An 18,233-nucleotide genomic window follows, 5' to 3' on the forward strand; every position below is an offset into this window, starting at 1 on the left:
CGGGGCCGGTTCCGCGCCGGCCGCTCAGCCGGCGACCGGCTCCGGCGCCCGTTCGGTCGCGGCCCGCTCGGTCAGCCGGGCCCCCTCGACGTCCAGGTCGGGCAGCGCCCGGTCCAGCCAGCGCGGCAGCCACCAGGCCGACCGGCCCACCAGCGCGAGCACCGCGGGCACCAGCGTCATCCGGACGACGAATGCGTCGATCAGCACGCCGAAGGCCAGGCCGAAGGCGATCGCCTTGACGATGACGTCGTCGATGGTCACGAAGCTGGCGAACACCGAGAACATGATCAACGCGGCGGCGACGACGACCCGGGCGGCGTGCCGCATGCCGGCCACGACCGATGCCGTCGGCGCCCCGCCGTGCACGTACTCCTCGCGCATCCGGGACACCAGGAAGACCTCGTAGTCCATGGCCAGGCCGAACAGCACGGCCATCAGGATGATCGGCATGAAGCTGATCACCGGGCCGGTGGTCGGCACCCCGAGGAGCCCGGACAGCCAGCCCCACTGGAACACCGCGACGACGGCGCCGAACGAGGCGCCCACCGAGAGCAGGAAGCCCAGCGCGGCCTTGAGCGGCACCAGGATCGAGCGGAAGACCAGCAGCAGCAGGATCAGGGCCAGCCCGACGACGACCAGCGCGAAGGGCAGCAGCGCGTCGGCCAGCCGGTCGGAGACGTCGATCGCCACCGCGGTCTGGCCGGTCACCGCGATGTCGGCGCCGATCTGCGTCTCGAGCTCGGGGGCCAGGTCGCGGATGTCGCCGACCAGTGCGCTGGTCGCCTCCTCCTGGGGGCCGCTGGCCGGCACCACCTGGACGATCGCCGTCGTCCCGTCCGGCAGCAGCTGCGGGGCGGCGTAGGCCACGTCGTCCAGCCCGCCGGTGAACTCGCCCGGCTGACCGGTCGGCGTGCCGCCGATGGCGGCCGCCACCGCACCGGCGGACTGCTGGGCCGTCGCCGGCTCCAGCCCGTCGAGCAGCACGAGCAGCGGGCCGTTGAGCCCCGGGCCGAAGAACTCGCTGACCGCGTCGTAGGCCTGTCGCTCGGCCGTCTCCGGTGCCGCGGTGCCGTTGTCCGGCAGCGCCAGCCGCAGCTGCAGCGCCGGGATCGACATCACCAGCAGCCCGAGCACGGTCACCGCGACCACCAGCCCGGGGCGGCGGGTGACGAACTGGCCCCACCGGGCGCCGCCGGTGCGCGCGGGGGCGCCGGCGTGCTCGGCCAACGCCTCCTCGCGACGGGCGGCCTTCGAGTGCGCCGGCGGGCGCAGCCGGCGTCCGGCGAAGCCCATCAGGGCGGGCAGCAGGGTCAGCGCGACGAGGACCGCGACCAGCACGGTGCCCGCGGCGCCCAGGCCCATGACGGTGAGGAAGGGGATGCCGACCACCGACAGCCCGGCCAGCGCGATCACCACGGTCAGCCCGGCGAAGACCACCGCGGAGCCGGCCGTGCCGGTGGCCCGCCCCGCGGACTCCGCCGGGTCCATGCCCTCGACCAGCTGCGACCGGTGCCGGGACAGGATGAACAGCGCGTAGTCGATGCCGACCGCCAGGCCGATCATCAGCGCCAGCGTGGGCGCGGTCGAGGACAGCGTGATCGCCCCGGAGACGGCGAGCAGACCGCCCAGGCCGACGCCGATGCCCACCACGGCGGTCAGCAGGTTCATCCCGGCGGCCAGCAGCGAGCCGAAGGTCAGCACCAGGACCAGCACCGCGACGCCGACGCCGATGAACTCCATCGGGCCGATGGTCACCGCGGTCGTGGCGAAGGCGTTGCCGCCCACCTCGACCCGCAGGCCGGCGTCCTGGGCCGCCGCCGTCGACGCCTGGAGCTGCTCCAGGGCGTCCTCGGCCAGGCCGATGGCCTCGGTCTCGTACTGCACGCTGGCCAGGGCGGCCCGGCCGTCGGCGCTGATCGCCTGGCTCTGGAAGGGGTCGAGGACGGCGCCGACCGAGTCGACCTCGCCGGCCGCGGCCACCGTCTCGGTGATCGCCCGGGCGTACTGCGGAGCGGTGACCGCCTCCCCCTCGGGAGCGACGAAGACCAGCTGGGCGCTGGCGCCCGCGGCGGCGGGGGATGCCTCGCGCAGCCGGTCCAGGGCGATCTGGGACTCGGAGCCGGGGATGGTGAACTCGTCGTCGAACTGGCCGCCGACGGTGACCATCAGGGTCACCACGGCGGCCAGCACGACGAGCCACGTGGCGGAGACGAGGCCGCGCCGCCGGAAGCAGGCGCGGCCGAGCCGGTAGAGCAGGGTGGACATCTCAGTTCTCCGACTCACTGGGGGTGGCGGGGCGGGCAGACGACTCGGGGGCGGCGACCGCGCCGCGCAGCAGCAGCAGGAGCGCCGGCCGTTCGATCTCGGGGGTGCAGGGCTGGGAGAGGGTCAGCAGGCTGACCCCGTCGTGCAGGGCGGCGATGGTGCGGGCGAGCTGGCCGGCCGGGACGGCGAGCCGCACCCCGGCCCCCGCGGCGGCGCGCTCGATCAGGCCGGTGACCTGGGTGTAGAGCTCCTCCCGGTGGCGCTGGAGCAACTCGGCGGCGTCCGGGTGGCGGGCGGCGTGCAGGGCGTACTCGGTCGCCACGAGGGTCCAGGTGCGGTCGGTGCGGAAGGCGCTGAGGCAGCGGTCGACCGCCGCGGTCACCGGGTCGGGCTCGTCGGCCAGGCCGGCGAGCAGCTGCTCCACCCGGGTCATCTCCCGGCCGAGCTCGCGCCGGAACAGGGCGGCGAACAGCTCGTCCTTGGTCCGGAAGCTGGAGTAGAAGGCGCCCCGGGTGAAGCCGCCGCGGCTGCACACGTCCTCGACGCTGGCCGCCGCGAACCCCTGCTCGGCGAAGGTGTCCAGCGCGGCGTCCAGCAGGCGCTCGACGGTGACCTCGCGGCGCCGCTTGGGCCGCTCCATGCCGGTCACGATGCAGCACTGTATTGGATGCACGGATGTATTGGAAATCCGACGCGGCAGCGTTGTGCGATCGGACGAGGGGGGCCGGAGGCTCGCCGAGGAGGAGCGCGGAACGGCTCAACGCCGGCCGGCTGGCACCTGACCGCGGTCGGAGCCCGGAGGGCGACAGTTCAACGGAGCGCGCGCCCCACCGCGACGGCCCGGATGTCGGGGGCCGCGACCCGGGCCGCGTCGGCCTCCTGGTCGTCGGCCGCGGCCTGCGAGCGGCGCTCGGCGTCGACCCGGGCGGTGTAGCCGGCCACCTCGCCGGCGACCCGCTCCTCGTCCCACCCCAGGATGCCGGCCACCGCGCGGGCCACCGGCCCGGCCGATTCCACCCCGCGGTGGTCGGTCTCGATGGAGATCCGGGTGCGCCGGGCGAGCAGGTCGTCCAGGTGCAGCGCGGCCTCGTGCCCGGCCGCCCACACCATCTCGACCATCAGGTACCCCTCGGCACCGGGAACCGGCTGCAGCAGGTCCCGGTTCTCGCCGGCCAGCGCGAGCACGTCGGGGGCGAGCGAGCCGAACCGGTTGAGCAGGTGCTCGGCGCGGAACCGGGCGATGCCCCACCGCTGCGCCAGCAGCTCGAGCTGGTTGACCATCGCCGCGTACCCCTCGGCGCCGACCAGCGGCACGTTCTCGGTGACGCTGGCCGGCACCCGGCGGGTCACGTCCGCGGCGACGGCGTCCACCGCGTCGGCGGCCATCGGCCGGTAGGTCGTGTACTTGCCGCCGGCGACGGCGATGACCCCCGGCATGGGCCGGGCCACCGCGTGCTCCCGGGAGAGCTGGCTGGTCTCCTCGTCCTCCCCGGCCAGCAGGGGGCGCAACCCGGCGTAGACGCCGGTGATGTCCTCGGCGGTCAGCGGCACGTTGAGCACCGCGTTGACGTGGTCGAGGACGTAGTCGATGTCGGCCCGGCTGGCCGCCGGGTGCGCCTTGTCCAGCGACCACTCGGTGTCCGTCGTCCCGATGATCCAGTGCGCGCCCCACGGGATGACGAAGAGCACCGACTTCTCGGTGCGCAGGATGAGCCCGGCCTCGCCGTTGATCCGGTCGCGCGGCACCACCACGTGCACGCCCTTGCTGGCCCGCACGTGGAACCGGCCCCGGCCACCGAGCAGCGTCTGCAGGTCGTCGGTCCAGACGCCGGTCGCGTTGACCACGACCTCGCTGCGGACGTCGACCTCCGCGCCGGTCTCCACGTCGCGCACCCGGGCCCCGACGACCCGGCCGCCGGCCCTGGTGAAGCCCACCACCTCGGCGGAGTTGAGCACGGTGGCGCCGTAGTGCGCGGCGGTGCGGACGACGGTCAGGGTGTGCCGGGCGTCGTCGGCCTGCGCGTCGTAGTACCGGACGGCGCCGACCAGCGCGTCGGGGCGCAGCGCGGGGAACAGCTGCCGGGCGCCGGTGCGGGTGAGGTGCTTCTGCCGGGGCATCGGCTCGGCCAGCGCGCCGAGCCGGGCGAGGCCGTCGTAGAGCGCCAGCCCGGCGGCGACGTAGGGCCGCTCCCAGACCCGGTGGGTGAGCGGGTAGAGGAAGGGCACCGGCTTCACCAGGTGCGGGGCGATCCGGTTCACGCTCAGGTCGCGTTCGTGCAGCGCCTCGCGGACCAGGCCGAGGTCGAACTGCTCCAGGTAGCGCAGCCCGCCGTGGAAGAGCTTGGACGACCGGGACGACGTGCCGCTGGCGAAGTCGCGCGCCTCGACCAGCGCCGTCCGCAGCCCCCGGGTCGCCGCGTCCAGTGCCACCCCGGCACCGGTGACGCCGCCGCCGACGACCAGCACCTCGAAGTCGCCCGCGGCCAGCTCGGCCCAGGCCCGCGCGCGCTGCTCGGGGCCCAACGGCGGAACTGCGGTCATCGGGGCTCCTCCTCGTGGTTGGCTTCACCATCCCAGGCCCGGCGCCACCCGGCCGACCGAGAGGAAAACCGCTGTGACGGAACTTGTCGCCGCCATCGATCAGGGCACCACCAGCACCCGCTGCATGCTGCTCGACGCCGCCGGCTCGGTGGTGGCGGTCGGCCAGAAGGAGCACCGGCAGGTGTTCCCGCGCGCCGGCTGGGTCGAGCACGATCCGCGCGAGCTGTGGGCGAACACCCGGGAGGTGGTCGGCCAGGCGCTCGCCCGCGGGAACGTCGCGACGGCGGACGTCGTCGCCGTCGGCCTCACCAACCAGCGCGAGACCACCGTCGTCTGGGACCACCGCACCGGGGAGCCGGTGTACAACGCGATCGTCTGGCAGGACACCCGGACCGGGCGGATCTGCGACGAGCTCGGCGCGCTGGGCGGCGGCGCCGACCGGTACTCCGACACCGTCGGGCTGCCGCTGGCCACCTACTTCGCCGGGCCGAAGGTCCGCTGGATCCTGGACAACGTCGACGGCGTCCGGGAGCGGGCCGGCCGCGGCGAGCTGCTGATGGGCACCGTCGACTCCTGGCTGATCTGGAACATGACCGGCGGACCCGACGGCGGCCGGCACCTCACCGACGTCACCAACGCCTCGCGCACGATGCTGATGGACTACCGGACGTTGCAGTGGGATCTCGCCATCGCCGAGGAGATGGGCATCCCGGCCTCGATGCTGCCGGAGATCCGGTCGAACTCGGAGGAGTACGGCCGCGGACGGCGTGCGGGCTTCCTGGCCGGGGTCCCGATCGCCGGGTCGCTGGGCGACCAGCAGGCGGCCACGTTCGGGCAGGTCTGCTTCTCCCGGGGGATGGCCAAGAACACCTACGGCACGGGCAACTTCATGCTGCTCAACACCGGGGAGGACGCCGTCCCCTCGCAGCACGGCCTGCTCACCACGCTGTGCTACCAGCTCGGTGACGCCCGGCCGGTGTACGCGCTGGAGGGGTCGATCGCCGTCACCGGGTCGCTGGTCCAGTGGGTGCGGGACAACCTGGGCCTGATCTCCTCCGCCGCCGAGATCGAGCCGCTGGCCCGCTCGGTGGAGGACAACGGCGGCGCCTACGTCGTCCCGGCGTTCTCCGGGCTGTTCGCCCCGCACTGGCGGGCCGACGCCCGCGGCGCCGTCGTGGGCCTGACCCGGTTCGTCACCAAGGGTCATCTGGCGCGCGCCGTCCTGGAGGCGACCGCCTTCCAGACCCGCGAGGTGCTGGACGCGATGAACGCCGACATCGCCGCCTCCCAGGGATCCGCCGCCCTGACCGAGTTGCGCGTCGACGGCGGGATGGTCGGCAACGAGCTGCTCATGCAGTTCCAGGCCGACCTGCTCGACGTGCCGGTGATCCGGCCGCGGATCGCCGAGACCACGGCACTGGGTGCCGCCTACGCCGCCGGGCTCGCCGTCGGATTCTGGTCGGGGCTGGACGAGCTGACCGCGCTGTGGGCCGAGGACCGCCGCTGGGAGCCGGCGATGTCGGCCGCGGAGCGGGACCGGACCTACCGTCTCTGGCAGAAAGCGGTGACCAAGAGCCTGGACTGGGTGGACGACGACACCCGCTGATCGCGCCCCCTGTTCCGCCAAAATGGCCGTTTTGGCGGAACAAGTCAGGGCTGTGGACGACGGCTGGGCCTCGCCGTTCACCGGGCCACGCTGTGCGGGTGCAGCGACGCGATCGTCACCTCAGCGGGGTCTTCATCGGCAGCCACGCCATCGCCGAGGGCCGGCTGAGTCGAGAGCAGCTCCGCACGCTCGGCTACCGGCGCCTGGTGCAGGGCGTCTATGCCGATCCAGCGCTCCCGTTCGACCACCAGCTGCGGTGTCGCGGCGTCGCACTACTGCTACCGAAGGGCGCGGCCATCGGCGGCCACTCGGCGGCCGCCTGGCACGGCGCCCCCTTCGCCGGGGTCCGCGACCCGGTGACCGTCGTCCGACCGGCGGACGTCGAATGGAAGGGACCGCGCGAGGTCCGGGTGCACCGCAGCGACCTACGCCCCTCCGACATCGACCTGGTCGACGACGTCCCGGTCACCACGGCCGTCCGGACGGCGTGGGACGTCGCCGCCCTGGAGTCGCTGGGCACGGCGGTGGCGGCGCTGGACGCCATGGTCCGTGCCGAGTGCGTGACCCAGCAGCAGCTCGTCGCGATGGCCGAACGCGGCACCGGCCACTGGGGCATCACCAAGGTGCGGCGCGCCATCCCGCTCGTCGACCCGCGTGCCGAGTCCGCCCCGGAGTCCCGTGTCCGGGTCGCCCTCGTGCTGGCCGGGCTCGGCCCGATTCCCCAGTTCGAGGTCCGCCACGAAGGTGTTGAGCTCGCCCGGGTGGACCTCGGCTTCCCCGAGGCGCGGCTGGCGGTGGAGTACGAGGGCGCGTACCACTTCGACGCCGACCAGATCGTCCGGGACGACGCCCGCTACGCGCGCTTGCGCGCCGTCGGCTGGCGGATCATCCGCCTGGCCGCGTCCGATCTCCGTGACCTGGACGGCGTGGTCGCCCGCGTCCGCGCTGCCCTGCTGGCGGCCTGATTCCACCTCCCCCGCCTCCACCAAAATGGCCATTTTGGTGGAGGCCGGCGGTCAGGCGCCGAGGGCGGCGGAGACGACGGCCTTGGCCTCCTCCTGCACCTGCGCGAGGTGGTCGGGGCCGCGGAAGGACTCCGCGTAAATCTTGTAGACGTCCTCGGTGCCCGAGGGCCGGGCGGCGAACCAGGCGTTCTCCGTGGTGACCTTCAGCCCGCCGATGGCGGCGTCGTTGCCGGGCGCCCGGGTGAGCTTGGCGGTGATCGGCTCCCCGGCCAGCTCGGTGGCGGTGACCGCCTCGGGCGCGAGCTTGCCCAGCCTCGCCTTCTCCTCCCGGCTGGCCGCCGCGTCGATCCGGGCGTAGGCCGACGGGCCGAACCGGGTGGTCAGCTCGGCGTGCAGCTGGGACGGCGAACGCCCGGTGACGGCCTGGATCTCGGCGGCCAGCAGGGCAAGCAGCAGGCCGTCCTTGTCCGTCGTCCACACGCTGCCGTCGCGGCGCAGGAACGACGCACCGGCGGACTCCTCCCCGCCGAAGCCGACCGACCCGTCGAGCAGACCGGGCACGAACCACTTGAACCCGACCGGCACCTCGACCAGCCGGCGCCCGAGGTCGGTGACCACCCGATCGATCAGCGACGAGGACACCAGCGTCTTGCCCACCGCGGTGTCCGCGGCCCACTCCGGCCGGTGGCTGAACAGGTAGGAGATCGCCACCGCCAGGAAGTGGTTGGGATTCATCAACCCGCCGTCGGGGGTGACGATGCCGTGCCGGTCGGCGTCGGCGTCGTTGCCGGTGGCGATCTGGTAGTCGTCCTTGGCGCCGATGAGGGACGCCATCGCCGACGGCGAGGAGCAGTCCATCCGGATCTTTCCGTCCCAGTCCAGCGTCATGAACCGCCAGGTGGGGTCGACCAGCGGGTTCACCACAGTGAGGTCGAGCCGATGCCGTTCGGCGATCGCCCCCCAGTAGTCGACACTGGCGCCGCCCAGCGGGTCGGCCCCGATCCGGACGCCGGCCCCGCGGATCGCGTCCAGGTCGAGCACGGTGGGCAGGTCGTCGACGTAGCTGCCGAGGAAGTCGTAGGACTGCGCCGCCGCCCGGGCGCGAGCGAACGGGATGCGCCGGACGCCGTCCAGCCCGGCGGCGAGCAGCTCGTTGGCGCGGCGGGCGATCCAGCCGGTCGCGTCGGTGTCGGCCGGGCCGCCCGACGGCGGGTTGTACTTGAAGCCGCCGTCCCGGGGCGGGTTGTGCGACGGGGTGACGACGATGCCGTCGGCCGGCCCGCCGGCCTTTCCCCGGTTGGCGGTGAGGATGGCGTGGCTGACCGCCGGCGTGGGCGTGAACCGGTCGGCGGAGTCGACCAGCACGGTCACGTCGTTGGCGGCCAGCACCTCCAGCGCGCTGACCCAGGCCGGCTCGCTGAGCCCGTGGGTGTCCCGGCCGAGGAACAGCGGGCCGTCGTACCCCTGACCGGCCCGGTACTCGCAGATGGCCTGCGTCGTCGCGAGGATGTGCGCCTCGTTGAACGCGCCGTCCAGCGAGGAGCCCCGGTGCCCCGACGTGCCGAACGCGACCTGCTGGGCCGGGTCCTCGATGTCGGGCTCGACGGCGTAGTAGGCCGTCACCAGGTGCGGGACGTCGACCAGGTCGCTGGGCTGGGCGGGCTGTCCGGCCCGGGGGTCGCTCATGGCCTGATCCTGACCCCGCACCGCCCGGCCGCGCGACCCGGGCCACCGTGTCGGTGCCCGGCCGTAGCCTGACCGGGTGCTCGGCGACTGGCGGGAGATGGTCACCGACGCGGCGTTGACCGACGCCGTCGGGCCGGAGGTCCTCCGCCGGGCCCAGCCGTACGTGGCGCGGAGCGTGCTCGACGTCCGGCAGGCCGACGACGCACGCCGGCTCACCGGCCTGGTGCAGGGAGCCGCCCCCGAGCCCTACCGGACGACCGTCGTGCGCACCGACGGCGGCCGGGTGGGCTGGGCCGGTGCGTGCACGTGCCCGGTGGGTGACGACTGCAAGCACGCCGTGGCCGTCCTGCTGTCGTTGCGGTCGGCCATCCAGCGCGCACCGGGCGGTGCGGGAGCCGGCACGTGGGAGCAGCAGCTGGCGGAGCTGGTGGCCGCGGCCGCCGACCGGATGCCGGGCACCGCGGTGCCGATCGGGCTGCAGTTCGAGCTGGTCGCCCCGGAGCCCGGGCGGGGGCGGAACTCGGTCGCCACCCCGGGCACCCGGCAGCGGCTGGTGCGGCTGCGGCCGGTGGTGCCGGGCAAGCGGGGGCAGTGGGTGCGCACCGGGGTGTCCTGGCGGCAGCTGCAGTACGACAGCAGCCGCTCCGACTGGAACCCGGCGCACGTGGCCGCGATGCGCGCGCTGTACGCGACCCACCAGGCCGCGCGCAACCAGTACTACTCCTACGCCCCGGTCGACGTGTACCTGCACGAGTTCGGTCCGGGGCTGTGGCGGCTGCTGGCTGAGGCGGTGAGCGACGGCGTCCCGCTGGTGACGGCCGACCGGCCGCCCCGGCCGGTGGTGCTCGCGGAGACCCCGGCGGACGTGGCCGTCGATCTCCGCCGGGCCGGCGACCGCACCGACCTGTCCGCCGTGCTGCGGGTGGACGGGCGGCCGGTCGATCCCGCGCGGATCGGCTTCCTCGGCATGCCCCCGCACGGGGTCACCGTGGACGGGGCCGCCGACACTGGGCCCGCGCTGGTGCTCGCCCGCCTGGACTCCCCGGCGCCGCCGGCGCTGGCCGGCCTGGTGGCCCGCGGCGGGGCGATCGGCATCCCGGCCGGGGACGTCGACCGGTTCCTGCGCGACTGGTACCCGGGGCTGGCGCAGGCGGTGCCGGTGATCTCGGCCGACGGGTCGATGGAGCTGCCCGACGTCCCCCCGCCCCGGCTGGCCGCCGAGGTCCGCTACCCCGGGGACGGCGGGGTCTGCGTGACCTGGTCGGTGCGCTACGGCCCCGACCGGTCGTTCCCTCCGGGCGCGCCGGCCGGCCCGGGCGACGGTCGCGATCCGGCCGCGGAGCAGCTGCTGGTCGAGGCGCTGCCCGGCCCGGTCGGCGGGCTGCCGGAACTCTGGACGCCGGAGCGCCGGCTGGCCGAGCGCGCCGAGCTGACCGGCATGGAGGCGCTGGAGTTCACCACCGAGGTGCTCCCGGCCCTGCGCGCCGACCCGGACGTCGACGTCATCGTGGTGGGCACCCCGACGGCGTACCGGCAGACCACCTCGGCGCCGCAGATCAGCTTCACCGCCCGGGACACCCCGGAGTCCGACTGGTTCGACCTCGGGGTCACCGTGACCATGGACGGCCAGCACGTGCCGTTCAGCACCCTCTTCTCCGCGCTGGCCGCCGGGCGCACCCGGCTGGTGCTGATCAGCGGCACCTGGTTCTCCCTGCAGCGGCCGGAGTTCGAGCAGCTGCGGCTGCTGATCGAGGAGGCCCGGGAGCTGCGGGACCTGCCCGGGGACGGCGTGCAGGTCAGCCGCTTCTCCGCCGGGCTGTGGGAGCAGCTGCTCGGCCTGGGCGTGATCGAGGAGCAGAGCGCGCGCTGGACCCGCGAGGTGCGCGGGCTGATCGACGCCAAGCACGCCGAACCGCCGCCGGTACCGGCCGGGCTGACCGCCGACCTGCGCCCCTACCAGCGGGAGGGCTACGGCTGGCTGGCGTTCCTGTGGGACCACCGGCTGGGCGGGGTGCTCGCCGACGACATGGGGCTGGGCAAGACGCTGCAGACCCTGGCCCTGCTGTGCCGGGCGCACGAGGCCGGCGAGCTGGACGCGGCCCCGGTGCTGGTCGTGGCGCCGACCAGCGTGGTCTCCACCTGGACCCGGGAGGCCGCGCGGTTCGCCCCCGGGCTGCGGGTGGTCGCGGTGACCGAGACCGAACGGCGGCGCGGCACGCCGGTGGCCGTCCAGGTGGCCGGCGCGCACGTCGTCCTGACCTCGTACGCGCTGTTCCGGATCGACGCCGAGTCGTGGACCGCACTGCCCTGGGCCGGGCTGGTGCTGGACGAGGCGCAGTTCGTGAAGAACCACCAGGCCCGCACCTACCAGTGCGCGCGCCGGCTGGAGGCGCCGGTCAAGCTGGCACTGACCGGGACCCCGCTGGAGAACAGCGTGATGGACCTCTGGGCGCTGATGTCGATCGTCGCGCCCGGGCTGTTCCCCGACCCGCAGCGGTTCACCGAGTCCTACCGGATCCCGATCGAGCGGGACGGGGACGCCGAACGGCTGGCCGTGCTGCGCCGGCGGATCCGCCCGCTGGTGCTCCGGCGCACCAAGGAGCTGGTCGCCGCGGACCTGCCGGCCAAGCAGGAGCAGGTGCTCGAGGTGGTGCTCCACCCGCGGCACGAGAAGCTGTACCAGACCCACCTGCAGCGGGAGCGGAGCAAGGTCCTCGGCCTGGTCGAGGACATGCAGAAGAACCGGATGACCATCTTCCGGTCGCTGACCCTGCTGCGGCAGCTGAGCCTGGACCCGGCACTGGTCGACCCGGCCTACGCCGACGTCCCCGCCAGCAAGGCCGACGCGTTCCTGGAGCAGCTGCGCGAGGTCGTCGCCGAGGGGCACCGGGTGCTGGTGTTCAGCCAGTTCACCCGGTTCCTGCGCACCATCCGCGACCGGCTGGACGCCGAGGGCCTGGCCTGGGTGTACCTGGACGGCCGGACGCGGGACCGGGACGCCCGGATCGAGGAGTTCCGCACCGGAACGGCCCCGGTGTTCCTGATCAGCCTCAAGGCCGGTGGCTTCGGGCTGACGCTCACCGAGGCCGACTACGTCTTCGTGCTCGACCCGTGGTGGAACCCGGCGAGCGAGGCGCAGGCCGTCGACCGGGCGCACCGGATCGGCCAGGACAAGACGGTGATCGTCTACCGGCTGGTGGCGGTCGGCACCATCGAGGAGAAGGTGATGGAGCTCAAGGCCCGCAAGCAGGCGTTGTTCTCCCGCGTCGTCGACGGCGGGGCGCTCGCGTCCGGCGCGCTGACCGCCGACGACGTCCGCGGCCTGTTCAGCTGACCGCTTACTGGGAAACGACTGGTAGCGTCGCCCCAGTGGAGATCACCGTCGATTCGGTCGGTCGGATCGTGCTGCCCAAGCCCCTCCGGGAGGCGCTGGGTCTGCGGCCCGGGTCCACGGTGGACATCTCCCGCTACGGCGCCGGACTGCAGCTGGTGCCCACCGGACGCACGGCCCGGCTCGTCGAGGAGTCCGGCGCGCTCGTCGCAACCGGCGAGACCCGGATCGATGACGACACCGTCTTCGGGCTCATCGACTCCGGCCGGCGGTGAGCGCCCCCGTCGCCCTGGACACCAGCGTCGCCGTACCGCTGCTCGTGCAGACCCATGGGGCGCACGACGCGGTCGTCCGCTGGTGGGCGGGCCGGAACATCGCGCTCCCGGGCCACGCGCTGGCCGAGACGTACTCGGTTCTCACCCGACTGCCCGGAGATCTCCGGTTGGCACCCGCCGACGCCGCCCGCCTGCTCGACGAGCGGTTCGGCCCGGCCCTCGTCCTGGGTCCAGAGACCGCTGGGCGACTTCCCCAGGTGCTCAGCGGCCTGGGAATCGCGGGCGGGGCCGTCTACGACGCGCTGGTTGCGCTGGCCGCAGCGGAGCACGGGTGCGAGCTGGCCACTCGCGATGCCCGGGCCAAGGTGACCTACGAGGCGGTCGGCGTCCGGGTCGCGATCGCCGGATGAGCTCGCGGCCGACGGAGAGCTAGACGCTGACGGCGATCGCCAGCAGGAACCTGAGGGCGAGGAAGCCAACGCCCACCCAGCCGAGCACGATGCCCGCGGTCGCCATGCCGCCGCCGGCGTCGCCCCGCTCGCGGATCTGCTTCTTCGCGACGTAGCCGAACACCAGCGCGAGGATGCTGCCGATCCAGAACAGCCAGACGATGCCCAGGACCAACGAGGCGATGGCGAGCCCGTTGGTGCGCTGCGGCGGCGCGTACGGGTAGCCGTAGGGCGGCGGCTGCCCGTACGCCGGCGGCGGCCCGTAGGGCTGGCCGTACGAGGCCGGGCCCTGGCCGCCCGGGTACTGCTGGCCGTCGCTCTGCGTCATGAGCAGCACACTATGAGGCCGCCGCCCGCGCAACCAGCAGCGCCACTCCGGTCGGGTGAGGCTCAGGGCTCGACCTGCTGCAGGCCATGCCGTTGCTCGACTGCGTCGAGGAAGAGCCGCACCGTCTCCAGGAACACCTCCGGCTGCTCGGAGTGCACCCAGTGCCCGGCGTGCTTGATCCGCACCAGCCGGGTGGCCGGGAACAGCTCGTCCATCCGGGGCCGGTCGCGGTCGAGCACGTAGCTGGAGCCGGCACCGGCCACCCACAGCACCGGCCCGTCGAACGTGGCGCCGGGCGGGGGGTCGGGGAAGCGGCGCAGCTCGCCGAGGTCGCGGGCCAGGGTCGCGAGGTTCAGCCGCCAGCGCCAGCCGCCGCCGGCACCGGTGCCCTCCCGGACCAGGCTCTGCAGCAGGAAGCCGCGCACCATGTCGCTCGGGACGGCGGCCGCCAGCGCGCGGTCGGCGTCCTCCCGGCTGTCCAGTCCGGTGAGGTCGATCTGCTGCATGGCGGCGATGAACGCCGCGAAGGGAGAGGCCTCCTCGTCGGGGTCGTCGGTGCGGCCACCGGTCTCGGGGTAGTCGGTGGGGGCGATGTCGACGACGACGAGCGCCCGCAGCACCTCGGGCCGGCGCAGCGCCAGCTGCATGGCCACCTTCCCGCCCATCGAGTGCCCGACCAGCGTGGCCGGCTGCCCGAAGGACGCGAGCTCGGCGGCCACCAGCTCGGCCATGTCCACGTAGTCGACCCGGTCGGTCCACGGCGAGTGCCCGTGGTTGGGGAGGTCGAGCAGGGTCACCCGCCGGCCCTCCTCGGCCAGCCGGCGGGCGATCGTCGCCCAGTTCTTGCCCTGGCCGAACAGCCCGTGGACGAAGACCACCCGGGGGCCCGCATCGCCGATGGTGCGGGCATGCAGCCGGATCGCCTCGGTCATGGGCCCGATCCCATCAGACCGAGCGACCCGGGAGGACGCCGGCGACGGGCAGCCGCACCCGGTGGCGCGCCGGCCGGAGCGAGGCCAGCCACCAGCCGGTGACGCGTACCAGGGCCTCCCGCACGATGCGTCCGGTCATCTTGCTCTGACCGAGTTCCCGGTCGACGAACACGATCGGCACCTCGGCCACGTGCAACCCGCGGCCGCACAGCTGACGGGCGACGTCGATCTGGAAACAGTAGCCCTGGCACTGCACCGACCCCAGCTCGACCGTCTCCAGCGCCCGCCGCCGGAAGGCACGGAAGCCGCCCGTCGCGTCCCCCAGGGGCAGCCGCAGCAGGGCCCGCACGTACCGGTTGGCCGCACGGCTGAGCAGTTCCCGGTGGCGCGGCCAGTTCCGGACGGCGCCGCCCGGGACCCACCGGGATCCGAGGACGGCGTCGGTGCCGGCGTCGTCCAGAGCGGCAATGAGCCGGGGCAGGTCCGCCGGCCGGTGGGAGCCGTCGGCGTCCATCTGCGCGATGACCGGGAACCCCTGCTCGAGGGCCCAGCGGAATCCCGCCACGTACGCGGGCCCGAGGCCCTGCTTCCCGGGGCGATGCAGGACGTGCATGCGGGTGTCGTCGGCGGCCAGCTGGTCGGCGAGCTCGCCGGTGCCGTCCGGGCTGTTGTCGTCGATGACCAGGACGTGGGCGTCGGGGACCTCCCGCAGGACTCCGGCGAGGGTGCGGGGGAGGCTGTCCCGCTCCTGGTACGTGGGGATGCAGACGCACACGGTGGGTGGGGGCACCGTCGATCGGTGCCCCGGTACCGACCGCCTGACACTGCGGTGACGTTGCCGTCTTGCGAGCAGTTCCGTCATGGAATCGAGACGTGCGTTCCCGTGTAGGCGGTGGTGACCCGGGACACCGGGTGGGCGACCGCAATGTCCACGACAGGGGAAGACCATGAACCGAATCGCCCGTGGCGTCGCCGCCGCCTCCGCCTCCGCCCTGATCGCCCTGGGCCTGGGTGCCTGCGCCGGTGAGAACGAGGACGACGACGGCACCGTGCAGGTCACCGAGGAGGTCACCGAGACGGAGGAGGTGGAGACCGAGGTCACCGAGACGCTCGCGCCCACCGAGACCGAGACCGAGGAAGAGGTCGTCGAGACCGAGACCGAGGTCGTCGAGACCGAGACCGAGACCGAGTTCGAGCCCACTGAGGGCAACAACTGACCCGGTGAGCACCGCCGCACCGCCGGTGGAGCAGTCGACAGCGGGCGGCGCCTCCGGGCGCCGCCCGCTGTCGACGTGGGTGGCCCCCCTCGCCGTGTTCTGCCTGGCCGCCGCCCTGCGGTTGTGGGACCTCGGCGACCCGGACCGGCTGTACTTCGACGAGCGCTACTACGTGCCGGACGCCCTGGAGTACCTGAGCCGGGGCGTCGAGGAGGACCGGCCGGCCCATCCGCCGCTGGGCAAGTGGATCATCGCCCTGGGCATCTGGATCTTCGGCTCCGATCCGTTCGGCTGGCGGATCGGGGTCGCGCTGGCCGGGTCGCTGACCGTGCTGCTGGTCCACCTCAGCGCCCTGCGGCTGTTCCGCCACCGCTGGGCCGCCGCCCTCGCCGCACTGCTGGTCGCCCTGGATGGCCTGGCCGTCACCTCCAGCCGCATCGCCATGCTCGACGCCTTCCTCGGGCTGTTCGTCATGGCGGCCTTCTGGCTGGTGCTGCTCGACCGGGACGCGCGCCGCCGGGCCCGGGGAGCCGGGGAGCCGCTGCGCCGGTCGCTGCTCGGTTCCCGGTACCGCTGGCTGGCCGGGTTGGCGCTCGGGCTGGCCGTCGCGACGAAGTGGTCCGGGTTGCTGGCCATCGGCGCCGCGGGGTTGCTGGTGCTCGGCACCGAGCTGTCCGCCCGGGGCGAGGGGGTGCGCCGGACCGTGCAGCGGGGGCTCGCCGTCGCCGGGGGCGCGGCGCTGAGCCTGTTGGTCCTCCCCGCAGCCGTCTACCTCGCGAGCTTCGCGGGGTGGTTCGCCAACTACGCCGAGAGCTCTGCCGGTGCGGCCGCGTGTGGTGACGGGGTCTGCGCGGCCTCCCCGGCCGAACGGCTGGGCACCTGGTGGGACAGCCAGGTCGACCTGGTCGGCTACCACCAGCGGCTCGAGGCCACCCATCCGTACCGCTCCGACCCCCTGGGCTGGCCGTGGCTCGAACGGCCGGTGCTCGCCTACGCCGAGAGCTGCACCACCGCCCAGCAGGAGGAGGGCGGGTGCCAGGTCCCGCCGGGGACGCGCGCCCGGATCGTTCTGCTGGGCAGCCCCGCGCTCTGGTGGCCGGCCCTGGTCGCCTATCCGGTGCTGCTCTGGCGGGCCGTCGCCCGCCGCGACGGGATCGCCGCGACCATCCTGGTTCCGCTGGCCCTGCTGTGGGCACCGTGGCTGGCCGCCGGCAAGCCCGGCTACTTCTTCTACATGGTCCCGGTGGTGCCCTTCCTGGCCCTAGGGCTCGTGCGGGCCGTCCAGCACAGCCGACGACCGCGGCTGCTCGGCGGCGCGCTGCTCGCGCTGTCCACCGCGGCCTTCGCCTTCTTCGCGCCGATCTGGCTGGGTCTGCCGATCGACTCCGACGCGCTCGACCTGCGCTTTTGGCTGTCCTCCTGGCGGTGAGGGCGGCCGACGGAGCACCTCCACCGCCACCCACACCAGGACCGCTGCCCGCAGCGCGACCGCGGCCCCGAGCACCGGGTAGGGGAGTCCGTCGCCGAAGCCGGCCCGGCCGCCCAGGACCGGGAACTCCACCGCGTGCACCAGCACGTCGGCCGCCACCACCGCGAGGAACGGCGCCACCCGGGGGAGGACCAGCGCCATCAGCGGCAGCAGCCACAGCGTGTACTGCGGCGAGTAGACCTTGTTGGCCAGCAGGAAGACCACCAGCACGGGCAGCAGCAGCTGCCACCAGTCCTCGGGGCGTCGGCGGCGGACGCCGAGGGCGACGGTTGCCGTCGCACCGACGGCGAACACCGTCAGGCTCGCCGCACTCAGCGCGGACGGCGACAGGTCCGGCCCACCCAGCTCCGCGAGCAGGTACCAGAGGCTGTCGACGTGCATGCCGCGGGCGCTGCTCAGCTCGTAGAACCGGTCCCAGCCCTGCGGCGCCGCCAGGTACGCCACCACCTGCACCCCGACGAAGACGAGCAGCGCGGCGGCCCCGTGCAGCAGCGCGGCCCGCGGCCGCCGCTGGGCGAGCAGGGCCAGCACCACCAGGGGCACGAGCAGGCCGGGGAACACCTTCGCCGCCGCGCCCAGTCCGGCGAGCGCGCCGGAGGCCGTGTGGTGCCCCCGCCGGTGCAGCAGCAGCGCCCCCACCAGCAGCGCGATCGGCAGGGTGTCCCAGTTGTAGAAGGCGTAGAGGAACAGCGGTGGTGCTGCGGCCCACCACAGCAGCCGGGCCGGGGGCAGGCCCAGCCGCCGCAGCAACGCGAGGGTGACGAGGACCTCCACCACGACCAGCAGGCCGTTCGTGACGAAGAAGAGCAGCATCGTCGGGTCGTCGGACAGCAGGTGCGCCACGGCCGCGGGCAGCCAGATCCGGACGGCGAGCACGGGCGGGTACTCGAGGGGGTCCGCACCGTACGGCCCGGCACCGTCGTCGAGACCGCGCCCGAACCACAACGGCGCCACGTCGTTGTAGCAGTACTGGGAGTACTGCAGCCCCGCGGCCCAGGCCCCGATGTCCAGGCAGCGGGCCTTGGCCCACCAGCCGACCGCCAGGACCACCAGACAGAGACCGACCACCGCCCGGTGGCCGAGGCGTGCGACGTGGCCGGTCATGGTCAGCAGTGTCCCCGGGACACGCCGGTGGGCGACGCCGGACCG

14 protein-coding genes and 1 pseudogene are annotated in these 18,233 nt (G+C 74.0%); 7 read left to right on the forward strand and 8 right to left on the reverse strand.

What is annotated here, in order from left to right:
- Positions 1-24: 24 nt before the first annotated feature.
- The 3 genes from ACYVG5_RS09350 to ACYVG5_RS09360 form a co-directional block, all read right to left on the reverse strand.
- On the reverse strand, positions 25-2,265 hold the full coding sequence (locus tag ACYVG5_RS09350; RefSeq protein WP_222048296.1) for an MMPL family transporter: 2,241 nt from the start codon (positions 2,263-2,265) through the stop codon (positions 25-27).
- Position 2,266: 1 nt separating this feature from the next.
- Positions 2,267-2,905 carry a TetR/AcrR family transcriptional regulator gene (locus ACYVG5_RS09355; RefSeq protein ID WP_246630210.1) on the reverse strand — a complete coding sequence of 213 codons (639 nt, stop codon included), beginning with the start codon at positions 2,903-2,905 and terminating at the stop codon, positions 2,267-2,269.
- Between the two features lie 170 nt (positions 2,906-3,075).
- Positions 3,076-4,806, reverse strand: a complete 1,731-nt coding sequence (locus ACYVG5_RS09360) for a glycerol-3-phosphate dehydrogenase/oxidase (RefSeq protein ID WP_222048300.1) — start codon at positions 4,804-4,806, stop codon at positions 3,076-3,078.
- Positions 4,807-4,879: 73 nt separating this feature from the next.
- On the opposite strand from ACYVG5_RS09360, the gene glpK reads away from it, so the two are divergent.
- Both glpK and ACYVG5_RS09370 read left to right on the forward strand, forming a co-directional pair.
- On the forward strand, positions 4,880-6,412 hold the full coding sequence (gene glpK / locus ACYVG5_RS09365; RefSeq protein ID WP_222048302.1) for a glycerol kinase GlpK: 1,533 nt from the start codon (positions 4,880-4,882) through the stop codon (positions 6,410-6,412).
- A gap of 98 nt (positions 6,413-6,510) precedes the next feature.
- Positions 6,511-7,377, forward strand: a complete 867-nt coding sequence (locus ACYVG5_RS09370; protein ID WP_222048304.1) for a DUF559 domain-containing protein — start codon at positions 6,511-6,513, stop codon at positions 7,375-7,377.
- A gap of 51 nt (positions 7,378-7,428) precedes the next feature.
- Here the strand turns inward: ACYVG5_RS09370 and pgm are convergent, their stop codons facing one another.
- A complete protein-coding gene (gene pgm / locus ACYVG5_RS09375; RefSeq protein WP_222048306.1) occupies positions 7,429-9,063 on the reverse strand; it encodes a phosphoglucomutase (alpha-D-glucose-1,6-bisphosphate-dependent) in 1,635 nt (544 codons plus the stop codon).
- A gap of 76 nt (positions 9,064-9,139) precedes the next feature.
- Between pgm and ACYVG5_RS09380 the strand changes: the two genes are divergently transcribed.
- From ACYVG5_RS09380 to ACYVG5_RS09390, 3 genes are read left to right on the forward strand one after another with little or no spacing between them, the layout of a single operon-like run.
- Positions 9,140-12,397: a DEAD/DEAH box helicase gene (locus ACYVG5_RS09380; protein WP_222048308.1), complete on the forward strand. Its 3,258-nt coding sequence runs from the start codon at positions 9,140-9,142 to the stop codon at positions 12,395-12,397.
- Positions 12,398-12,432: 35 nt separating this feature from the next.
- Entirely contained in the window at positions 12,433-12,669 is a 237-nt protein-coding gene (locus ACYVG5_RS09385; protein WP_222048309.1) for an AbrB/MazE/SpoVT family DNA-binding domain-containing protein, read from the forward strand.
- The gene (locus ACYVG5_RS09390) at positions 12,666-13,079 is read left to right on the forward strand and encodes a type II toxin-antitoxin system VapC family toxin (protein ID WP_222048310.1); all 414 of its coding nucleotides are present in this window, start codon (positions 12,666-12,668) and stop codon (positions 13,077-13,079) included. Before ACYVG5_RS09385 ends, ACYVG5_RS09390 begins: the two co-directional genes overlap by 4 nt.
- Positions 13,080-13,098: 19 nt before the next feature.
- On the opposite strand, the gene ACYVG5_RS09395 is transcribed toward ACYVG5_RS09390, so the two are convergent.
- The 3 genes from ACYVG5_RS09395 to ACYVG5_RS09405 form a co-directional block, all read right to left on the reverse strand.
- Entirely contained in the window at positions 13,099-13,446 is a 348-nt protein-coding gene (locus ACYVG5_RS09395) for a DUF4190 domain-containing protein (protein WP_222048311.1), read from the reverse strand.
- A 62-nt stretch (positions 13,447-13,508) separates the two neighbouring features.
- A complete protein-coding gene (locus ACYVG5_RS09400; RefSeq protein WP_222048312.1) occupies positions 13,509-14,378 on the reverse strand; it encodes an alpha/beta fold hydrolase in 870 nt (289 codons plus the stop codon).
- Positions 14,379-14,391: 13 nt separating this feature from the next.
- On the reverse strand, positions 14,392-15,168 hold the full coding sequence (locus tag ACYVG5_RS09405) for a polyprenol monophosphomannose synthase (protein ID WP_222048314.1): 777 nt from the start codon (positions 15,166-15,168) through the stop codon (positions 14,392-14,394).
- 157 nt (positions 15,169-15,325) lie between these two features.
- On the opposite strand from ACYVG5_RS09405, the gene ACYVG5_RS09410 reads away from it, so the two are divergent.
- Together ACYVG5_RS09410 and ACYVG5_RS09415 are read left to right on the forward strand one after the other, a co-directional pair.
- On the forward strand, positions 15,326-15,595 hold the full coding sequence (locus ACYVG5_RS09410; RefSeq protein WP_222048316.1) for a hypothetical protein: 270 nt from the start codon (positions 15,326-15,328) through the stop codon (positions 15,593-15,595).
- Between the two features lie 4 nt (positions 15,596-15,599).
- Positions 15,600-17,024, forward strand: coding sequence for a phospholipid carrier-dependent glycosyltransferase (locus ACYVG5_RS09415; RefSeq protein ID WP_222048318.1), 1,425 nt, complete (start codon positions 15,600-15,602; stop codon positions 17,022-17,024).
- A gap of 264 nt (positions 17,025-17,288) precedes the next feature.
- Here the strand turns inward: ACYVG5_RS09415 and ACYVG5_RS09420 are convergent.
- A pseudogene (locus tag ACYVG5_RS09420) lies at positions 17,289-18,188 on the reverse strand (glycosyltransferase 87 family protein); the annotation flags it as partial.
- Positions 18,189-18,233: the final 45 nt, after the last annotated feature.

The sequence above is a fragment of the Modestobacter lapidis genome, from assembly GCF_054780755.1.